This is a genomic window from Phytopseudomonas dryadis, from assembly GCF_004327355.1.
GTDB lineage: Bacteria > Pseudomonadota > Gammaproteobacteria > Pseudomonadales > Pseudomonadaceae > Aquipseudomonas > Aquipseudomonas dryadis.
Genome location: NZ_QJUM01000022.1, coordinates 73765 through 90131, shown reverse-complemented (window position 1 = coordinate 90131; position 16367 = coordinate 73765). Strand labels below are relative to the sequence as shown.

Here is a 16367-nt window from a genome sequence, read left to right as displayed (position 1 = left end):
GCTGGGTTGCCGCCAGCGCCGGGCGCCTGGCGCAGGAGAGGAAGACGCGGGCGGCCCATCAGCGGCATTGCCCGGCCAGGTGCTCGACCAGCGCCACCGCCAGCTCGCGGGGGTCGGCACTGAAGCTGCTGTAGCCGCCTTCGCGCAGGCTGTCCGGCATGCTCGAGCAGACGCAACTGTCGGCGCGCTGGGTCCAGATGACGCCGCCCTGGCGCCGGACATAGGCCGCCGCCGCGCTGCCGTCGCTGCCCATGCCGCTGAACACGATGACCCCGCTGCACTCGGCGTAGCGCTGCGCCAGATTGAGCATCATCTGATCGATGGACGGGCTGTACGGCTCCGGCCAGGGGCGCGCGCTGATCTGCATGGCGCCTGCATCGCTGAACGCCAGCTCGCGGCTGATCGGCACGACGATGACCTCGCCGCAGCGCACCGCGTCGCCATCGCGCGCCTGATTGACCCGCCACTGGCTGTGCCGGCCGATCGCCTGGGGCAGCACCGCCTCGAAGGCGGGATCGATATGCTGGGCATACAGAAAGCCCACCGGCAAGCCACCGGGCAAGGCATCCAGGAAAGCCTTGACCGCCTCCGGCCCGCCGAGCGAGGCGGCCAGCAGCCAGACCTGGCGGGCCGGCTCGCCCGCCACCAGCGGCGTATTCGCCAGCACCTCGGGCAATTCGATGCGGCCTGGGCGCTGCGCCTCGGCCAGCAATCCGTCCAGGCTCGGGCCCACGGCCTGGGAAGGATCGCCGACCAGCTTCTTCAGCTTGCCGACCAGGCGCCGCTCCCAGCGCGGGTAATTCTCCGAATGCCGCTCGGGGGCGTGTCCCTCGCCGAACAGCACCGGCGCGCTGGCGCTGGCCAGCAGGGCGTCGATCAGCGGCACGTCATCGGATTGCGCCAGATCGACCAGCCACAGGTTGGCCTCGCAAGCCTCCAGCGCGGCCTCGTCGAGGCGCGCCGGATCGCTGTTGAGCACCACCTGATAGCCGTTGCTGGTCAGCGCCTGCTGCAGCACATGACGCTGCAGCGAGGTGTCGGCGATCACCGCGATGCGCGCACTCATCGGTGCTTGACCCATTGCGCGATCGCGGCGAGCAGCAACGACTCCTGATAAGGCTTGCCGAGGTATTCGTTGACGCCGATGCTCATGGCCCGCTCCCGGTGCTTCTCACCGGTACGCGAGGTGATCATGATGATCGGCAGATCCTTCAACCCCTCGTCATGACGCACCAGGGTGGCCACCTCGAAGCCATCCATGCGCGGCATCTCGATATCCAGCAGCATGATGTCGGGCCGCTGCTCCTGCAGTTGCGCGATGGCGTCGACCCCGTCCTTGGCGGTCAGCACGTTCATGCCGTTACGCTCCAGCAGACGGCTGGTGACCTTGCGCACGGTCACCGAATCGTCCACCACCATGACCAGCGTCGGCCGGTCCACCTCGGCCTCGACGCTGCTGGTCACCTCGCCGACCAGACGCGGCCTGGCCTGGTGCAGCAGATGCGCGTGCAGCTCGCGGATGGTCGCCAGCAGGTCGAGAATCACCACCACCCGGCCATCGCCGAGGATGGTGGCGCCGGAAATACCCGGCACCGAAGCGAACTGCGGCCCCAGGCTCTTCACCACGATCTCCCGCGAACCGGCCAGCGAGTCGACCTGCACGGCCACGGCGTGCTCGCTGGAACGGACCAGGATCACCGGCAGCGGCAGGCTCTGCCCGACCAGCTTGGGCTGCTGGCCGTTGTTCAGCAGATCGCCGAGGTAGCGCAGCTCGTAGGCCTGGCCGGCATACTCGAAACGCGGCGCATCCGGCGCATAGTAGGCCTCCAGCTCATAGGGCGAAACCCGCACGATACCTTCGATGGTATTCAGCGGGATGGCGTACAGATCCTCGCCGGACAGCACCATCAGCGCGCGGTTGACCGATACCGTGAACGGCAGGCGGATACGGAACACGCTGCCCTGCCCGGGCGTCGAGTCGATGCTCATGGAACCGCCGAGCTGCTTGACCTCGGCGTTGACCACGTCCATGCCGACACCACGCCCGGAGATCTGGGTGACCTTCTCCGCGGTGGAGAAGCCCGCCTCGAGGATGAACTGCAGGATGTCGTGCTCGCCGAGCTCGGCTTCGGCACTCATCAGACCGCGCTCGATGGCCTTGCGCCTGACCGCCTCGAGGTTGATCCCGGCGCCGTCGTCGCTGAGGGTCAGCACGATGTCGCCGCCCTCGCGGCCGAGCCCCAGGCGAATGGTGCCCTGTTCCGCCTTGCCCGCCTCGCGGCGCACCTCGGCGCTTTCGATACCATGGTCGACGGCATTGCGCAGCATGTGCTCGAGCGGCGCGACAATGCGTTCGAGCACCGTGCGATCCATCTCGCCATCGGCATTGCCGACGACGAACTCGACCTGTTTGCCCAGTTCGCTGGCGACCTGCCGCACGATACGCCGCAAGCGCGGCACCAGGCGGTCGAAAGGCACCATGCGCGTGCGCATCAGGCCTTCCTGCAGCTCGGTATTGACCCGTGCCTGTTGCAGCAGCAGGGTTTCCGCATCGCGGTTACGGGTGGCCAGGGTTTCCTTGAGGTCGAGCAAGTCGGAGGCCGACTCGAACAGCGCCCGGGACAGCTGCTGCAGTTGGGAGTGGCGATCCATCTCCAGCGGGTCGAAGTCTTCGTAACCGGCGCGTTCGGCCTCTGCCTGATAGCGGCTGAGAATCTGCGCCTGGGTCTCGATATCGAGGCGGCGCAACTGGTCGCGCACGCGATCGATGGTGGCTTCCATCTCGCTCAGGGTGAAGCCGAAGTCGCTGACCTGCTGTTCGACACGCCCGCGGAAGATCGAGGTCTCGCCGGCCAGGTTGACCAGCCCTTCGAGCAGATCGGCGGGCACCTTGACCAGTTCCTGCGGCGCCCGCCGGGCGGCGGCTTCTTCCGCGGCCACTTCGGCGCGCTGCACGAACGGCAGGACGCGGGCCTCGCCGGGGCCGGCCGGCTGCGCGCTGGCGGCGACGATGGAGGTGGCCGAATGCACGGCCGGCGCCTCGAGCGGGCGCAGCGGCGCCCGATCGTCGAGCGTGTTCTGCTCCAGGCGCTGACGCAATTCATCGAGCGCCTTCTGCAGCCCTTCGAAACCGGACTGCACATCCAGGTACAGGCTTTCCGGCCACGGCGCGCCCTGGGTCTGGGCGTCGGTCAGGTGCTGCTCCAGGTCGTGGCTCAGGTCGCCCAGGCGCTTCTGCCCGGCCAGCCGCGCACCGCCCTTGAGGGTGTGCAGCACACGCAGCATGTCGTCGATCGCCGCGCCGTCGTCACGCCGCTCTTCCCAGCGGCCAATGGCGGCCTCCATGGCTTCGAGCAGGTCGTCGGCCTCTTCCAGGAAGATGTCGAGGATGTCCGACTCGGCTTCCAGGGCCTCATCGTTCGACGGTACGGCCTTGAGCAGCACCGAAGTCGGCATGCTCAATTGTTCGTCCGGGTTGGCGCGCAGGCGTCTGATGGTGTCGATCAGTTCCTCGCCACTCGGCATTGCCTGGTGCCCGCGTACGGCTTCGAGCATTTCCGCCAGCCGATCGTGGCAGGCCTGGAGCAGTTGGAACAGTGGCGTACTGGCCCGCAAGCGGCCGTTGCCGAGGTCTTCGTAGAGGAATTCGAGTTCGTGGGCCAGATCGCCGATCTCCCGGATCTCGGCCATCCGCGCACCACCCTTGAGGGTGTGCAGATCACGCTGCAGGGACTCCAGGTCGAGGCTGTTGTCGACATTGTCCATCCAGCGCAGCAGCGCCGCGCCGGCACTCTCGATGATGTCGAAGCCTTCCTCGAGGAAGATCTCCACCAGTTCGGGATCGCGACCGTCGTCGACGCCCGCGGCTTGCTCAGGCGCCATCTGGATCACAGCGGCAGGTTCGTCGCCGGCCATGTTCAGCGACAGCGGCGGCTCGCTGTCCGCGGCCTCGGCTATCGGCTCGACGGGAAGGGGCTGGCTGTCGCTATCCGCCTCGCCGGGCTGCTCACTCGGCGCGGGCTCGTCGACCGCGCTCTGGCCCTGCCCACCGCTCTGGCGGAACTGGCGAATCGCCGCGATCAGCTCGCTCGGTTGCTGCAGCGCGGCGCGGCTCTGCAATTGCTCGAGCATCGCCGCCAGGCGCGCATGGCTCTGCTGCAGGATATCGGCCAGGAAGGGCGACGCGCCGTAGCGACGATCCATCAAGCCTTCGTACAGCGCCTCCAGCTCATGGGCCAGATCGCTGACGGGGCCGATTTCGGCCATGCTCGCGCCACCCTGGAGGGTATGCAGGTCGCGCTGCAGGGAAGACAGGGCCGCGCGATTGTCCGGCTCGGCCAACCAGCGCTCGAGGGAACGGCCGGCGCTGTCGAGGATGTCCACGGCCTCCTCGAGGAAGATCGACACCATCTCCTCGTCGATGGCGCCCGGCTCGGCCAGCGCAGCCGTCTCGGCAACCTCGTCCCCGGCGCCGCGTTCGGCCTCGGCAGCGTCCTGCTCGAGGGCTTTGGTGGCCTCATCCATCTCGACCACCTGCAGACCCGACGCATCGCCCGAGAGCAAGGCCAGGGTACTCGGGTCCAGGGCTTCGCCAAGCAGGCTGCGCAGCGCCTCGACACGCTCCGGCTGGGCACTGACCTGCAGGCCCGCGGCCACCTGGTCCATCATGCCGATCAGCGCTTCATGGGCCTGCTCGGCCTCGCTGAAGAAGCGTTCGCTGACCGCCAGGCTGCCCTCTTCGACGGCGCCATAGAGGTCGAGCAGCGCTTCGCAGAGCTCGTCGATCTGCGGCAACTCGGCCATTTCCGCGCCACGCCCGAGGGTCGTCAGTTCCTCCAACAGCGCACTCAGTTCCTGGCGCTCGGAAGGGTGCTCGCGCCAGCGCCGCAGCAGCTCTTCGACGTCGAGCAGGATATCCATGCCTTCGGCGAGGAAGATGCCGATCAGTTGCGGATCGCGGCTCTCGCCCTGCTCGTCCTTGCGTGCACTCTCGGCGCTTTCCAGACGGTTCTGGTGCAACCGCTGCACACGCTCGAGGAATGCCTCGCTGCCGGGAATCGGCGCCAATGGCTGGCTTTCCAGCTGCCCCAGGCCAATACGCAACAGCTCCCTGGCATCATCGAGCAGTTCGGCTTCGGCCAGATCCAGCGGCAGCAGGTTGACCTTGAATTCCTTGACCATCTTTTCCAGCGGCGCGGCAATTTCCGCCACCGGCAGGATGCCGGCCATGTAGGCGCTGCCCTTGAGCGTATGCAGGGCGCGTTGCAGATTGTCGGTCACCGGCTGCGGCAACTGCTGGTCGCAGTCGGCGAGGAACGCGGCGAGCGTATCGAGGTGGGTTTCCGCCTCGTTGCGGAAGATCTCCAGCAACTGCGGGTCCAGCCCCTCGCGGTCATGCTCCTGGGGCGCGGCAGCCTCGATCTCGCCCGCGGGCTCGGCTACCGCGGCAGCCGGGGCGTCATGCTTTGGGAGCTGTTGGCCCTTGGCCAGGGCATGGGCGTCCGCGGCCAGGCGGTCGACATCGTCGCGCTGGCGCTGGGCCTTGGCGGCGAACTCGTCGACCAGCTCCGGCATCAGCGCGACGACCTGGCGGATCACCTGCTGCACCTCGGCACCCGGCTGGATGCTGCGGTCGAGCACGCGGTTGAGCAGGTTCTCGATCGACCAGGCCAGTTCGCCGATGACCAGTGCCCGCACCATGCGCCCACTGCCCTTGAGGGTATGGAAGGCACGCCGCACTTCGGTCAGCGCTTCCTTGTCCTCGCTGTCGGCACACCAGCGCGGCAGGAACTCGGCAATGGTTTCCAGCACCTCGCCGGCTTCCTCGATGAACACCTCGAGCAGTTCGTCGTCGACCGGCTCTTCGTCGGCCGGTGGCGGCAGCAGGCTCGGCGGCACATCGAGCGCAGGCGGGTTGATCGCCTGAACCGGCGCGGCCATGACATCGGCCATCGACAGCGGCTTCTCGGCCGGTGCCGCGTCGGCCGGCGCCGGTTCCGGCAGGCCGGGCAGTTCGACCTCCGGCAACTCCAGATCGGTCAGCCCGCTATCGCCCCAGTCGATCGGCGCATCGCTATCGGCGAGGTCGAACGGCTCGGCAGAAGCCTCCAGGGTCGGCAGTTCGCTGGCCGGGCGTTCGAAGTCGACCAGATCGAGATCGGTTTCCAGCTCCTCGATCGTCCACAGGCCGTCATCCTCGGCCGGCTCTTCGGCAGGCAGCGCTGGCTCGCCGAACTCGGCGGCAAAGGCTTGAGCCTCATCGGCGGCAGGCGTCGTCTCGGTCTCGACCGTCCAGCTGTCGTTCACCGGCGACAGGGGCTCGTTGGAAAAGTCCGTCTCGCTGCCCTGTTCACTGACAGGCGGCTCGGCCGGCGGCGACTGCTCGGCAGCGAAGGCTTGAAGGTCATCATCCGCAGCTGTCGCCTCGGGTTCGACCGACCAGCTGTCGGCCACCGGCGACAACGGCTCGTTCGACCAGTCGACCTCGATGGCGTCAGTGCTGGCTGGCCCGGTCGCCGGCAATGGCGCTGCGGCGGGTTCGCCGGAGAAGGCGTGCGCGTCTGCGCCCGCCTCGGACTCGGCCGAGCCGGTATCGGGGGTCTCGCCCGGCTCGATGCCGGCCTCGCTATCGACACGGCTTTCGCCCAGCACGTCGATATCGTGCAGCGGATCATCCAGCGGGGCCGGTTCCTCGATGGGCTCGGCGGCGAGCGGCTCCTGCAGCGGATAGCCGAGGGCCGCGAGGCTCTCCTCGGCGACATCGAGAATCAGGTCGCCCTGGGTGGCGTGGTCTTCGGCCAGGCGCTCGAGGTAGTACTCGACGCTGGTGATGGCGTCGGCCAGGGTATCGAGGTTCTGCCAGTTGGGCACGGCCTTGCGCGCCAGCAACTGTTCCTGGATATAGCGATTGCAGGCATTGAGCAGCGCCGCGGCGCGATCCAGGGGGATCATCGCCAGACCGCCGCGTACCTGGGTCAGCAGACCCGGCACGCGGGCCAGGTGTTCGTGATTCCACTGCGAGGCGATGAACTCAATGATCGCGTCCTTGGCCTGCTCCAGGCCGGTGCGCGCTTCCTTGATCACCAGTTGATGGATCTGCGCCACGTCGGTGGTCGGCAGATGGCTCTCCTCGCGGGAGCTGCCTTCGTTCTGCCCGACCATGCCGGCCAGGGTCGCCTCGACGTACAGCAGGGCGCCGGCGACATCCATCAGCACCGCGTCGCTGGGAGCCTGCTTGCCCTGGGCCAGCCCCCGTACCACGTCGATCTGGTCGACGATGACCTTGCGCGGCTGGGCGAACCCCAGCACGGCCAGGGTATCGGCGATCTGCTTCAACGGCGCCAGCAGGGCGTCGAGATCGGCCACCTGCAGGCGATCGCTGCGCACGAACAGGTCGAGGCTGTCCTTGACCCGAACCAGTTCCTCGCACAACGCACCGACCACCGAACGCATGGCGTCACGGTCCGGGCCGGCGAGACGGGCACGCTCTTCATCCACCACGTCGTGGTCGGGCAGCGCCTCGTCGAGGTTGTAGCGCTCGCGCAGCACACGGTTGCGCGGCGACTGCGCGGAGGCCTTGGCCACGTAGAACAGCAGATTCTTGGTCAGCTCGTCGGGCGCCGGCTGGTTGATGCCGTCGGCACCCTGCTCGACCAGACGCTTGAGTTGCTTGTCGACCTGCCGCAGCAAGGTGCGCACGGAGGTGCCATTGCTCACGCTGCCATTGGACAGGCCTTCGACCAGGCCCGAGGCAATCTGCCACAGCGAGCCGAGCGGCGCGTCCTTGCACAGGGTTTCCAGACGCGAGAAAACCCGTGCCATGTAACCGAGATTGACCGCCAGGTCCTGATTGCGGATCACCCCGACCAGCGCCACCTGCAGCATCTGCCGCAACTTGCGCAGCAGTACCGGCAGTTCCTCGGTACGCAGCAGGCTCAGCGACTCCAGCGACAGCGCTGGGGTATGCCCGGAAAGATCGGGAGAGAACAGGCTGGTTTCCGACAGCAGCTTCTCGCCCCGCGCCGCGCGCAGGTCGTTGAGCAGCGGCAGGACCACCATGGGCAGGTCGCGGCGCGCGGTCTGGATACGGTCGAGGTAGACCGGCAGTTGCAGGATCGCCTGCATCAGCACTTCCAGGGCTTCGCCCTGATTGGCCACGCGACCTTCCATCAGCGCCTGGGACAGTTGCTCCATTTCTTCGGCGAGCAACGCCGCGCCGAAGAATTCGACCATCTGCAGGGTGCCGTGAACCTGGTGCACATAGGTCTGGCAAAAGCGCATGCGCGTCGAATCCTGCGGATTCTCGACGAACGCCTCCAGGGCTTGTCGCGCCTGTTTCAGGGTTTCCGCGATTTCGCCCTTGACCCACTCCAGGGCGACATAGTCGTGCCGATCACCCATAGCCACTCCGTCTCGTCTCTTAGCCCTTGCGGGTAAACGCCAGCACTCGCTCGTCGGCCACCGGGATCAGCTCCGGGTGTTGCCAACCGACCATCTCGCCCACCCCGACCACCAGCAGACCACCCGCGGCCAGGCACTCGGCCAGGCGGTTGAGGATCTCGCGGCGCCGCCAGCGGCGAAAATAAATCAGCAAGTTCTGGCAAAAAATAACGTCCATACCGGTCATTGGCGCCTTGTCCAACTCCAGCACGTTGAGCCTGGCGCAACACACCTGTGCGGCCAGCTCCGGCACTACCTTGAAGCGTCCATCGGCCTGCGGCGTGAAATAACGCGCGCGCAAGTCGTCATCCATCTGTTGCAGCCGGCGCCCGTCATACAGGCCCTCGCGCGCCTTGCTCAGCGCACTGAGGCTGATGTCGGTACCGGTAACGCCGAACTGCCCCGGGCAGCCGCCCCGCTCCAGCACCTCGCTGGCAGCGATGGCCAGCGAATACGGCTCCTCGCCGCTGGAGCAACCCACGCTCCAGATCGCCAGGGGCGTGTTCAGCCCCTGCTCGCAGCGGCGTCGCACATAGGCCTCGAACACATCGAAGGAGGCGCGATGGCGAAAGAAGCGGGTTTCCTGCACGGTCAGACGATCCAGCAAGGTCGACCATTCCACCGCGCCACGCGGCCCATCCGTGACCTGCTGGTAGTACGCCGCGTAATCGGCGATACCCAGCTCGCGCATCCGGGCACTGAGGTTGGTTTGCAGAAACGTCCGCCGCTGCTCGCTGACCACCATGCCGATGCGCATCTCGAGCAGCGCCTGCCAGTCGCGAAACTCCGTGGCGGACATGTCCACCACGGGTTGCAAGGCCCAGACGCCTGACTGCATGTCGTGCCCCTCGCTCATGGCCGTCAGCACCGCGCGACGCGCCTTTCAACGCGTCGAACGGAGACCTGTCAGGCCTGTTCCCCGGTTTCCGGCAAGGTAAAGCCGGACACCGAGTGACGCATCTCACTGGCCATCTTGGCCAGGTTACCAATGCTCTTGGCCGTCGCCGTGGTACCGGACGAGGTCTGCGAGGTGATCTCCTGGATCACGTTCATGGTGTTGGAAATGTGGCCGGCCGAAGAGGCCTGCTGGCGGGCGGCGTTGGAGATGTTCTGGATCAGCGCCGCGAGGGTCTTGGATACCTTCTCGATCTCTTCCAGGGCCACACCGGCGTCCTGGGCCAGACGGGCACCGCGCACCACTTCGGAGGTGGTCTGCTCCATCGAGATGACCGCCTCGTTGGTGTCGGTCTGAATGGTTTTCACCAGTGCCTCGATCTGCTTGGTGGCACCGGAAGAACGTTCCGCGAGGCGCTGTACCTCGTCCGCGACCACGGCGAAGCCGCGGCCCGCGTCACCGGCCATGGAGGCCTGGATCGCCGCGTTCAGTGCCAGGATGTTGGTCTGGTCGGCGATGTCGTTGATCAGGCTGACGATGTCACCGATCTCCTGGGACGATTCGCCGAGGCGCTTGATCCGCTTCGAGGTGTCCTGGATCTGCTCACGGATGTTGTCCATGCCGGTGATGGTGTTGTGCACCACCTCGTTGCCCTTGTTGGCGATGGCTACGGAACGTTCCGCTACCGCGGAGGACTCCGAGGCGTTCGCCGATACCTGGTCGATCGACACGGCCATTTCGTTGATCGCCGCGGAAGCACCGGCGATTTCCTGGGCCTGGTGCTCGGACGCCTCGGCCAGGTGCATCGCCGTGGCCTGGGTCTCCTGGGCCGCACCGGCCACCTGAACAGCGGTCAGGTTGATCGTGGCTACCAGGTCACGCAGTTGGTCGATGGAATAGTTGATGGAGTCGGCGATGGCGCCGGTGAAGTCCTCGGTTACCGTGGCCGCCACCGTGAGGTCACCGTCGGCGAGGTCGGCGATCTCATCGAGCAGACGCAGAATCGCCGTCTGGTTGCGCTCGTTCTTCTCGGCGGTTTCGGCCAGACGGCGGTTGGTTTCACGCACCATCACCAGACCGATCAAGAGAATCGAACCGAGGGCGAGGGCGCCCAGCACATAGCCGGCGATGGTGTTCAGCGCCCGCGCGGAGACCAGCTCTTCGAAACCTTCGGACAACAGCGATGCCTTGTCCAGCAGGGTCTGCGACACGGTGAAGATGACGTTGGCCGACTCCCGCACCTGGAACAGTTCCGGCGAGGTCTCGAGAATCTCGTCCACCGAGCCGGATACGAATTCGAACAGCTCGGAAATTTCCGCCAGACGCTCGAGGGCTTCCTCGTCGTTCACCTTGGCGATTTCCATCGCCGCGTTGCCTTCGAGCATGGCGTTGAGCACGCGGCCGAACAGGCTGGCATCACGACCGAACATGTCGGCGGCCTGCACCGAATCCTCGTCGCCGGCCAGCACCTTGTTCACCGAACCGAGAATCCGTTCGGCGAGCAACGACTGGCGCTGGGCAACCGATACCTGGGCCGCCGGCGCCCCGCTTTCCAGCAGGATGTCGACCACTTCCTCGTACTCGACCTGCAGTTGCGGAATGGTTTCCGCCAGCGTGGCCGCTACCTGGTGCAGCGACAGAACGGTCTGCTCGCTGGCCAGGATCGCATCGGTGTTCTGCCGCAGGCTATCCCAGTCCTGCTGCACCGCCGCCATCTGCGGCTGAACCGCCTCCGGCGCCGCCGGCACACCGCTCTCGGCGTTGCCGTCGGTCAGGTAGGCCCAGCGTTCCTGGAAGTCGTTGCGCGCATCGCGCAGCAAGGCGAAGGCCTCGGGCGTACCGGTGGCCGCTTCCGTGGCGTTCTTGGCGATACGCTGAGAGAGCACGCGCAACTCACCGGCATGGCCGATGTATTCCGTGTCGTAGTTGGTCTGGGTGTTGATGTAGGCGAAGTTGGCAAACAGCAGCACGATGGAAACGATCAGGACGATGAACAGCCCTGCCACCAGCGTGCCGACGCGCGTACCCGCCAAAATATTGCCTGAAATTGCTTTTTTCATTATCTGGCCCCCGCCTGGACCTACCGCACTTCGGTTTCCGTGCAACGCTAAAAGACCGGCCAGGCCGGCCCCCCGAAAAGCTTTTTAATACGCGACGTCGAGAAAGCCCGGGTCCTGTGCCAGCGCGTGAGGGCTGAACACCAACCAGGGCTGCTCGCGTCGGAACACACCGTGAATGAACGGCTGGATGGACGCCTCGAGCGCTGGCAGCTGCTCGGAAAACGTGTCCACCGGGAAATGCTGCATGCCGAATACTTCGTCGACCGTGAGGCCGGCGAAAACGTCATGATGATCCACCACCAGCACCCGCCGCTGCTTGCGCAGAGGCGACAGTTCGCTGCCGAAGAAACCACACAGGTCCATGACCGGCAGCAGTCGCCCACGCACGTTGGCCACGCCCTTGACCCAGCTCTTCACGCCGGGCAGCAGGGTATGACGTGGCTCGTGCAGGACTTCACCGACCTCACCCATCGGTGCGACGAACAAACGCTCGCCCATGCGAAAACCGATCCCGCTCCAGGTCTGTACCACCGACTGCTGCGACGGCAAGCCAGCCGCCATCGCCCGGCAGCGCTGATCGATGCCGAGGAGAACCTGAAAGGGCGTCAGTGTTTCGGACATGCCTGCCGTGGCCTTCTTCTAGAGTCGCGCAGCGGCCGGCATCAGCCAGCCAACACTGCGTTGAGGGTTTTCAGCAATGTCTCTTCGTCCACCGGCTTGGTCAGGTAGTCCTTGGCGCCCTGGCGCTTGCCCCAGACCTTGTCGGTCTCCTGATCCTTGGTGGTGACGATGATCACCGGGATATGGCTGGTCTCGGCGTCCTTGGTCAACTGACGCGTGGCCTGAAAGCCGTTGAGGCCCGGCATGACGATGTCCATCAGTACCGCATCCGGCTTTTCCTGGCGCGCCAGGGCCACCCCATCGGCGCCGTTTTCCGCCTTGAGTACCTGGTGCCCATGCTTTTCCAGCATGGCGGTCAGTTTGTACATTTCGGTCGGCGAGTCATCAACAATCAGAATTCGAGCCATGGTCTTTCCCAATACATAAGAGGCGTCTGCGGCGTCAACCGGACGTCAGGAGGCTTGTTCCACCGGGGTGAAGTCCGGCACATGGGCCTTGATCGCCCCGAGCAGTTCTTCCTTGCTGAAGGGTTTGGTCAGGTACTGATCAGAGCCGACGATGCGCCCCTTGGCCTTGTCGAACAGGCCGTCCTTGGAGGACAGCATGATCACCGGGGTGGATTTGAAGGCACTGTTGTTCTTGATCAGGGCACAGGTCTGATAGCCATCGAGCCGCGGCATCATGATGTCGACGAAGATGATGTTCGGGTGGGTATCGGCGATCTTCGCCAGGGCATCGAAGCCGTCCACCGCCGTTATCACCTCGCAACCCACCTTTTTCAGTAGGGTTTCCGCAGTGCGACGAATCGTCTTCGAATCGTCGATCACCATCACCCTCAAACCTTCGGAATGCTGTTCCATGTTTGCCCTACCATCGCCTCGGTGAGTCGTCATTTTTACGCTATTACAGTGTGCCTGAGGCCCTGATGCCGATGGGCCTGGCCCACCGCTGGGCCTTTTTAGCACACTCTCCCCATGCAAGCTATAAACCAGGTTTTTCCTTGACCCCCCGCGCCGTCAGCGCCACCCTTGGCGCCACACACGCCAGCCTGGCGGCCTCTTCCCTGCCGCCCTCCACGGAGATACCCCAATGCGCGTTCGCCTCGGCATCGTCATGGATCCCATTGCCCAGATCGCCTACAAGAAGGACAGCTCGCTGGCCATGTTGCTGGCCGCCCAGAACCGCGGCTGGGATCTCTTCTACCTGGAGCAGAAGGATCTTTACCAGGCCCGCGGTGTGGCCCGTGGCCGCACCCGTGCATTGAAGGTATTCGCCGATCCGCAACGCTGGTTCGAACTCGGCGACGAACAGGATCTGCCGCTGGCCGAGCTGGACGTGATCCTGATGCGCAAGGATCCGCCCTTCGATAACGAGTTCGTCTATTCCACCTACCTGCTGGAACAGGCCGAGCAGGCCGGCACGCTGGTGGTCAACCGCCCGCAGAGCCTGCGCGACTGCAATGAAAAATTCTTCGCCACCCGCTTTCCCGCCTACACACCGGAAACAATCGTCAGCCGCAGGGCCGACATTCTGCGCGAGTTTGCCCGCGAGCACCGTGACATCATTCTCAAACCCCTCGATGGCATGGGCGGCTCGATGATCTTTCGCCACCGCGAGGGCGACCCCAACCTCTCGGTGATCCTCGAAGCCCTGACCGCCCACGGCAGCCAGCAGATCATGGCGCAGCGCTACCTGCCGGCCATCGTCGACGGCGACAAACGCATCCTGATGATCGATGGCGAAGCGGTGCCCTATTGCCTGGCACGGATTCCCGCCGCAGGGGAAACCCGCGGCAACCTGGCGGCCGGTGGCCGCGGCGAGGCCCGCCCGCTGAGCCCGCGCGATCGCGAAATCGCCGAGGCGGTGGGGCCGAGCCTGCGCGAGCGCGGCCTGCTGTTCGTCGGCCTGGACGTGATCGGCGAGCACCTGACCGAGATCAACGTCACCAGCCCGACGTGCATCCGCGAGATCGACGCCGCCTTCGATACACGCATCGGCGAACGCCTGATGGACAAGATCGCCGAGAAGCTCAATGCGCGGAGTGCTTCATAGACTTTTAGCGGACGCCTCGGCAGACTGCGCAGCTACCTGAACCGACCGAATCGCGATGAACGCAGCAGCCACCCCACCCGATATCCTCTCTTCCGGCGTTCGCCCGGCGGATCGCCTGGGGTTCACCCTGTTCCTCGCGGCGGTGCTGCATGCCGCGCTGATCCTCGGCCTGGGCTTCACCCTGGCCGAGCCGAGCCAGATCAGCAAGACCCTGGAAATCACCCTGTCGACCTTCAAGAGCGAAGAAAAGCCCAAGGACGCCGACTTTCTGGCCCAGGACAACCAGCAGGGCAGCGGCACCCTGGACAAGAAAGCGGCACCCACCACCACCGAACAGGCGCCCTTCCAGGACACCGAGGTCAAGCGCGTGACCCCGCCAGCGGCCCCGCCACCGCCAGCGGTCAAGCCCGAGGCGCCGAAGGCGGCAGTCACCACCCGCGCCCCGCAGCCCCAGAAAGCGCCGACCAAGCGCGAGGAAAGCAAGCCCACGCCACCGGCGCCGGCCGCCCCCGCCTTCGACAGCGCCCAGCTCTCCGCGGAGATCGCCAGCCTCGAGGCCGAGCTGGCCAACGAGGTGCAGCAATACGCCAAACGGCCGAGGATCCACCGCCTCAACGCCGCCTCGACCATGCGCGACAAGGGCGCCTGGTACAAGGACGAATGGCGCAAGAAGGTCGAGCGCATCGGCAACCTGAACTACCCCGACGAGGCGCGCCGCCAGCAGATCTACGGCAGCCTGCGCCTGCTGGTGTCGATCAACCGCGACGGCACCCTGTACGAAGTCCAGGTGCTGGAATCCTCCGGCCAGCAGTTGCTCGACCAGGCGGCCCTGCGCATCGTGCGCCTAGCCGCGCCCTACGCGCCGTTCACCGGCGACCTGGCCGACATCGACCGCCTGGAGATCATCCGCACCTGGCGCTTCGAGCGCGGCGACCGGCTGTCGAGCCAATAGGAGGCTGGAGGCTGGAGGCTGGAGGCTGGAGGCTGGAGGCTGGAGGCTGGAGGCTGGAGGCTGGAGGCTGGAGGCTGGAGGCTGGAGGCTGGAGGCTGGAGGCTGGACAGCGTTGTGGTCGGCCTTACTCCAGTCAAGCTTTTTCGTTCAGCCTTCAGCGCTCTTATCGGCCTCTGGCTCGTAGCCTGGGTCGAGCGCAGCGATACCCAGGCTACCCAGCTTCCGGCCTTATTTCGTCCAGCTTTCAGCCTCCAGCGCTTTTCTCGGCTTCAAGCTTGTGGCTTGCAGCTTGCCGCTTCAAACTACCCGCCATGAAGAATTCAGCCCCCACCCCGCTCAGACATCACTTCCTGATCGCCATGCCGCACATGGCCGATCCGCATTTCGCGCAAACCGTGGTCTATCTGGTCGAGCACAACGACCAGGGCGCCATGGGGCTGATCATCAACCGTCCCAACGGCCTCAACCTGGCCGACGTGCTGGAGCAGCTGCGCCCGGACAGCGAGCCCCCAGCGCTGTGCCGGAGCCTGCCGATCTTCACCGGCGGCCCGGTACAGACCGACCGCGGCTTCGTCCTGCACCCCAGCGGCCCGCAGTTCCAGGCCACCCTGGAGCTGGGCGAGCTGGGCCTGTCGACCTCCCAGGACGTGCTCTTCGCCATCGCCGAAGGCGAAGGCCCCGAGCGCCACCTGATCGCCCTCGGCTATGCCGGCTGGGAAGCCGGGCAACTGGAGGCCGAGCTGGCCGACAACGCCTGGCTGACCAGCCCGGCCGACCACACCATCCTCTTCGAAACCCCCTACGATCAGCGCCTCAACGCCGCCGCCGCACTACTCGGCGTCAACCTCGGCCTGCTGACCAGCCAGGCGGGGCACGCCTGATGGCCGAGGCATCGGCCAAGCCGCCGCGCCTGCTGCTCGGCTTCGACTACGGCAGCAAGCAGATCGGTGTCGCCGTCGGCCAGGCGATCACCGGCTCGGCCCGCGAGCTGTGCATTCTCAAGGCGCAGAACGGCGTACCGGACTGGCACAAGGTCGAAGCCCTGATGCGCGAATGGCAGCCCGACGCCCTGGTCGTCGGCCTGCCGCTGAACATGGACGGCAGCCCCAGCGAAATGAGCGACCGCGCCGAGAAGTTCGCCCGGCGCCTGCACGGGCGCTTCAATCTACCCGTGCACACCCACGACGAACGCCTGACCACCTACGCCGCCAAGGGCGAGCGCCTGCAGCATGGGCAGAACGGCGGCTACCGCCAGCGCCCGGTGGACGCCCTGGCCGCCGCCCTGTTGCTGCAGGGCTGGCTGGAACAGAACCACCCGGGCTGAGCAGCCCCGGCCACAAGGAGCCAT

At 66.0% G+C, this 16367-nt stretch carries 11 protein-coding genes; 4 read left to right on the top strand and 7 right to left on the bottom strand.

Going from position 1 to position 16367, the window contains the following annotated elements:
- Nucleotides 1–58 precede the first annotated feature (58 nt).
- The 7 genes from DNK34_RS18205 to pilG form a co-directional block, all read right to left on the bottom strand.
- Entirely contained in the window at nt 59–1066 is a 1008-nt protein-coding gene (locus tag DNK34_RS18205; RefSeq protein ID WP_131176378.1) for a chemotaxis protein CheB, read from the bottom strand.
- Nucleotides 1063–8400, bottom strand: coding sequence for an Hpt domain-containing protein (locus DNK34_RS18200; protein ID WP_131176379.1), 7338 nt, complete (start codon nt 8398–8400; stop codon nt 1063–1065). Before DNK34_RS18200 ends, DNK34_RS18205 begins: the two co-directional genes overlap by 4 nt.
- A gap of 19 nt (nt 8401–8419) precedes the next feature.
- A complete protein-coding gene (locus DNK34_RS18195; protein WP_131176454.1) occupies nt 8420–9277 on the bottom strand; it encodes a CheR family methyltransferase in 858 nt (285 codons plus the stop codon).
- A 68-nt stretch (nt 9278–9345) separates the two neighbouring features.
- The gene (locus DNK34_RS18190; protein ID WP_131176380.1) at nt 9346–11394 is read right to left on the bottom strand and encodes a methyl-accepting chemotaxis protein; all 2049 of its coding nucleotides are present in this window, start codon (nt 11392–11394) and stop codon (nt 9346–9348) included.
- 84 nt (nt 11395–11478) lie between these two features.
- Complete coding sequence (locus DNK34_RS18185; RefSeq protein WP_131176381.1) at nt 11479–12015, bottom strand: chemotaxis protein CheW; 537 nt, start codon at nt 12013–12015, stop codon at nt 11479–11481.
- A gap of 41 nt (nt 12016–12056) precedes the next feature.
- Nucleotides 12057–12422 (bottom strand): twitching motility response regulator PilH, encoded by a 366-nt coding sequence (gene pilH / locus DNK34_RS18180; RefSeq protein ID WP_004373130.1) that lies wholly within the window; start codon nt 12420–12422, stop codon nt 12057–12059.
- A 45-nt stretch (nt 12423–12467) separates the two neighbouring features.
- The gene (pilG, locus tag DNK34_RS18175) at nt 12468–12875 is read right to left on the bottom strand and encodes a twitching motility response regulator PilG (RefSeq protein ID WP_108094981.1); all 408 of its coding nucleotides are present in this window, start codon (nt 12873–12875) and stop codon (nt 12468–12470) included.
- A 229-nt stretch (nt 12876–13104) separates the two neighbouring features.
- Between pilG and gshB the strand changes: the two genes are divergently transcribed.
- The 4 genes from gshB (at nt 13105) to ruvX (ending at nt 16343) form a co-directional block, all read left to right on the top strand.
- Nucleotides 13105–14067 carry a glutathione synthase gene (gene gshB / locus DNK34_RS18170; protein ID WP_131176382.1) on the top strand — a complete coding sequence of 321 codons (963 nt, stop codon included), beginning with the start codon at nt 13105–13107 and terminating at the stop codon, nt 14065–14067.
- A gap of 55 nt (nt 14068–14122) precedes the next feature.
- Nucleotides 14123–15019 (top strand): energy transducer TonB, encoded by an 897-nt coding sequence (locus DNK34_RS18165; protein ID WP_131176383.1) that lies wholly within the window; start codon nt 14123–14125, stop codon nt 15017–15019.
- A 311-nt stretch (nt 15020–15330) separates the two neighbouring features.
- Complete coding sequence (locus DNK34_RS18155) at nt 15331–15900, top strand: YqgE/AlgH family protein (protein WP_131176384.1); 570 nt, start codon at nt 15331–15333, stop codon at nt 15898–15900.
- Complete coding sequence (ruvX, locus tag DNK34_RS18150; protein WP_131176385.1) at nt 15900–16343, top strand: Holliday junction resolvase RuvX; 444 nt, start codon at nt 15900–15902, stop codon at nt 16341–16343. The genes DNK34_RS18155 and ruvX overlap by 1 nt, the downstream gene beginning before the upstream one ends.
- Nucleotides 16344–16367: the final 24 nt, after the last annotated feature.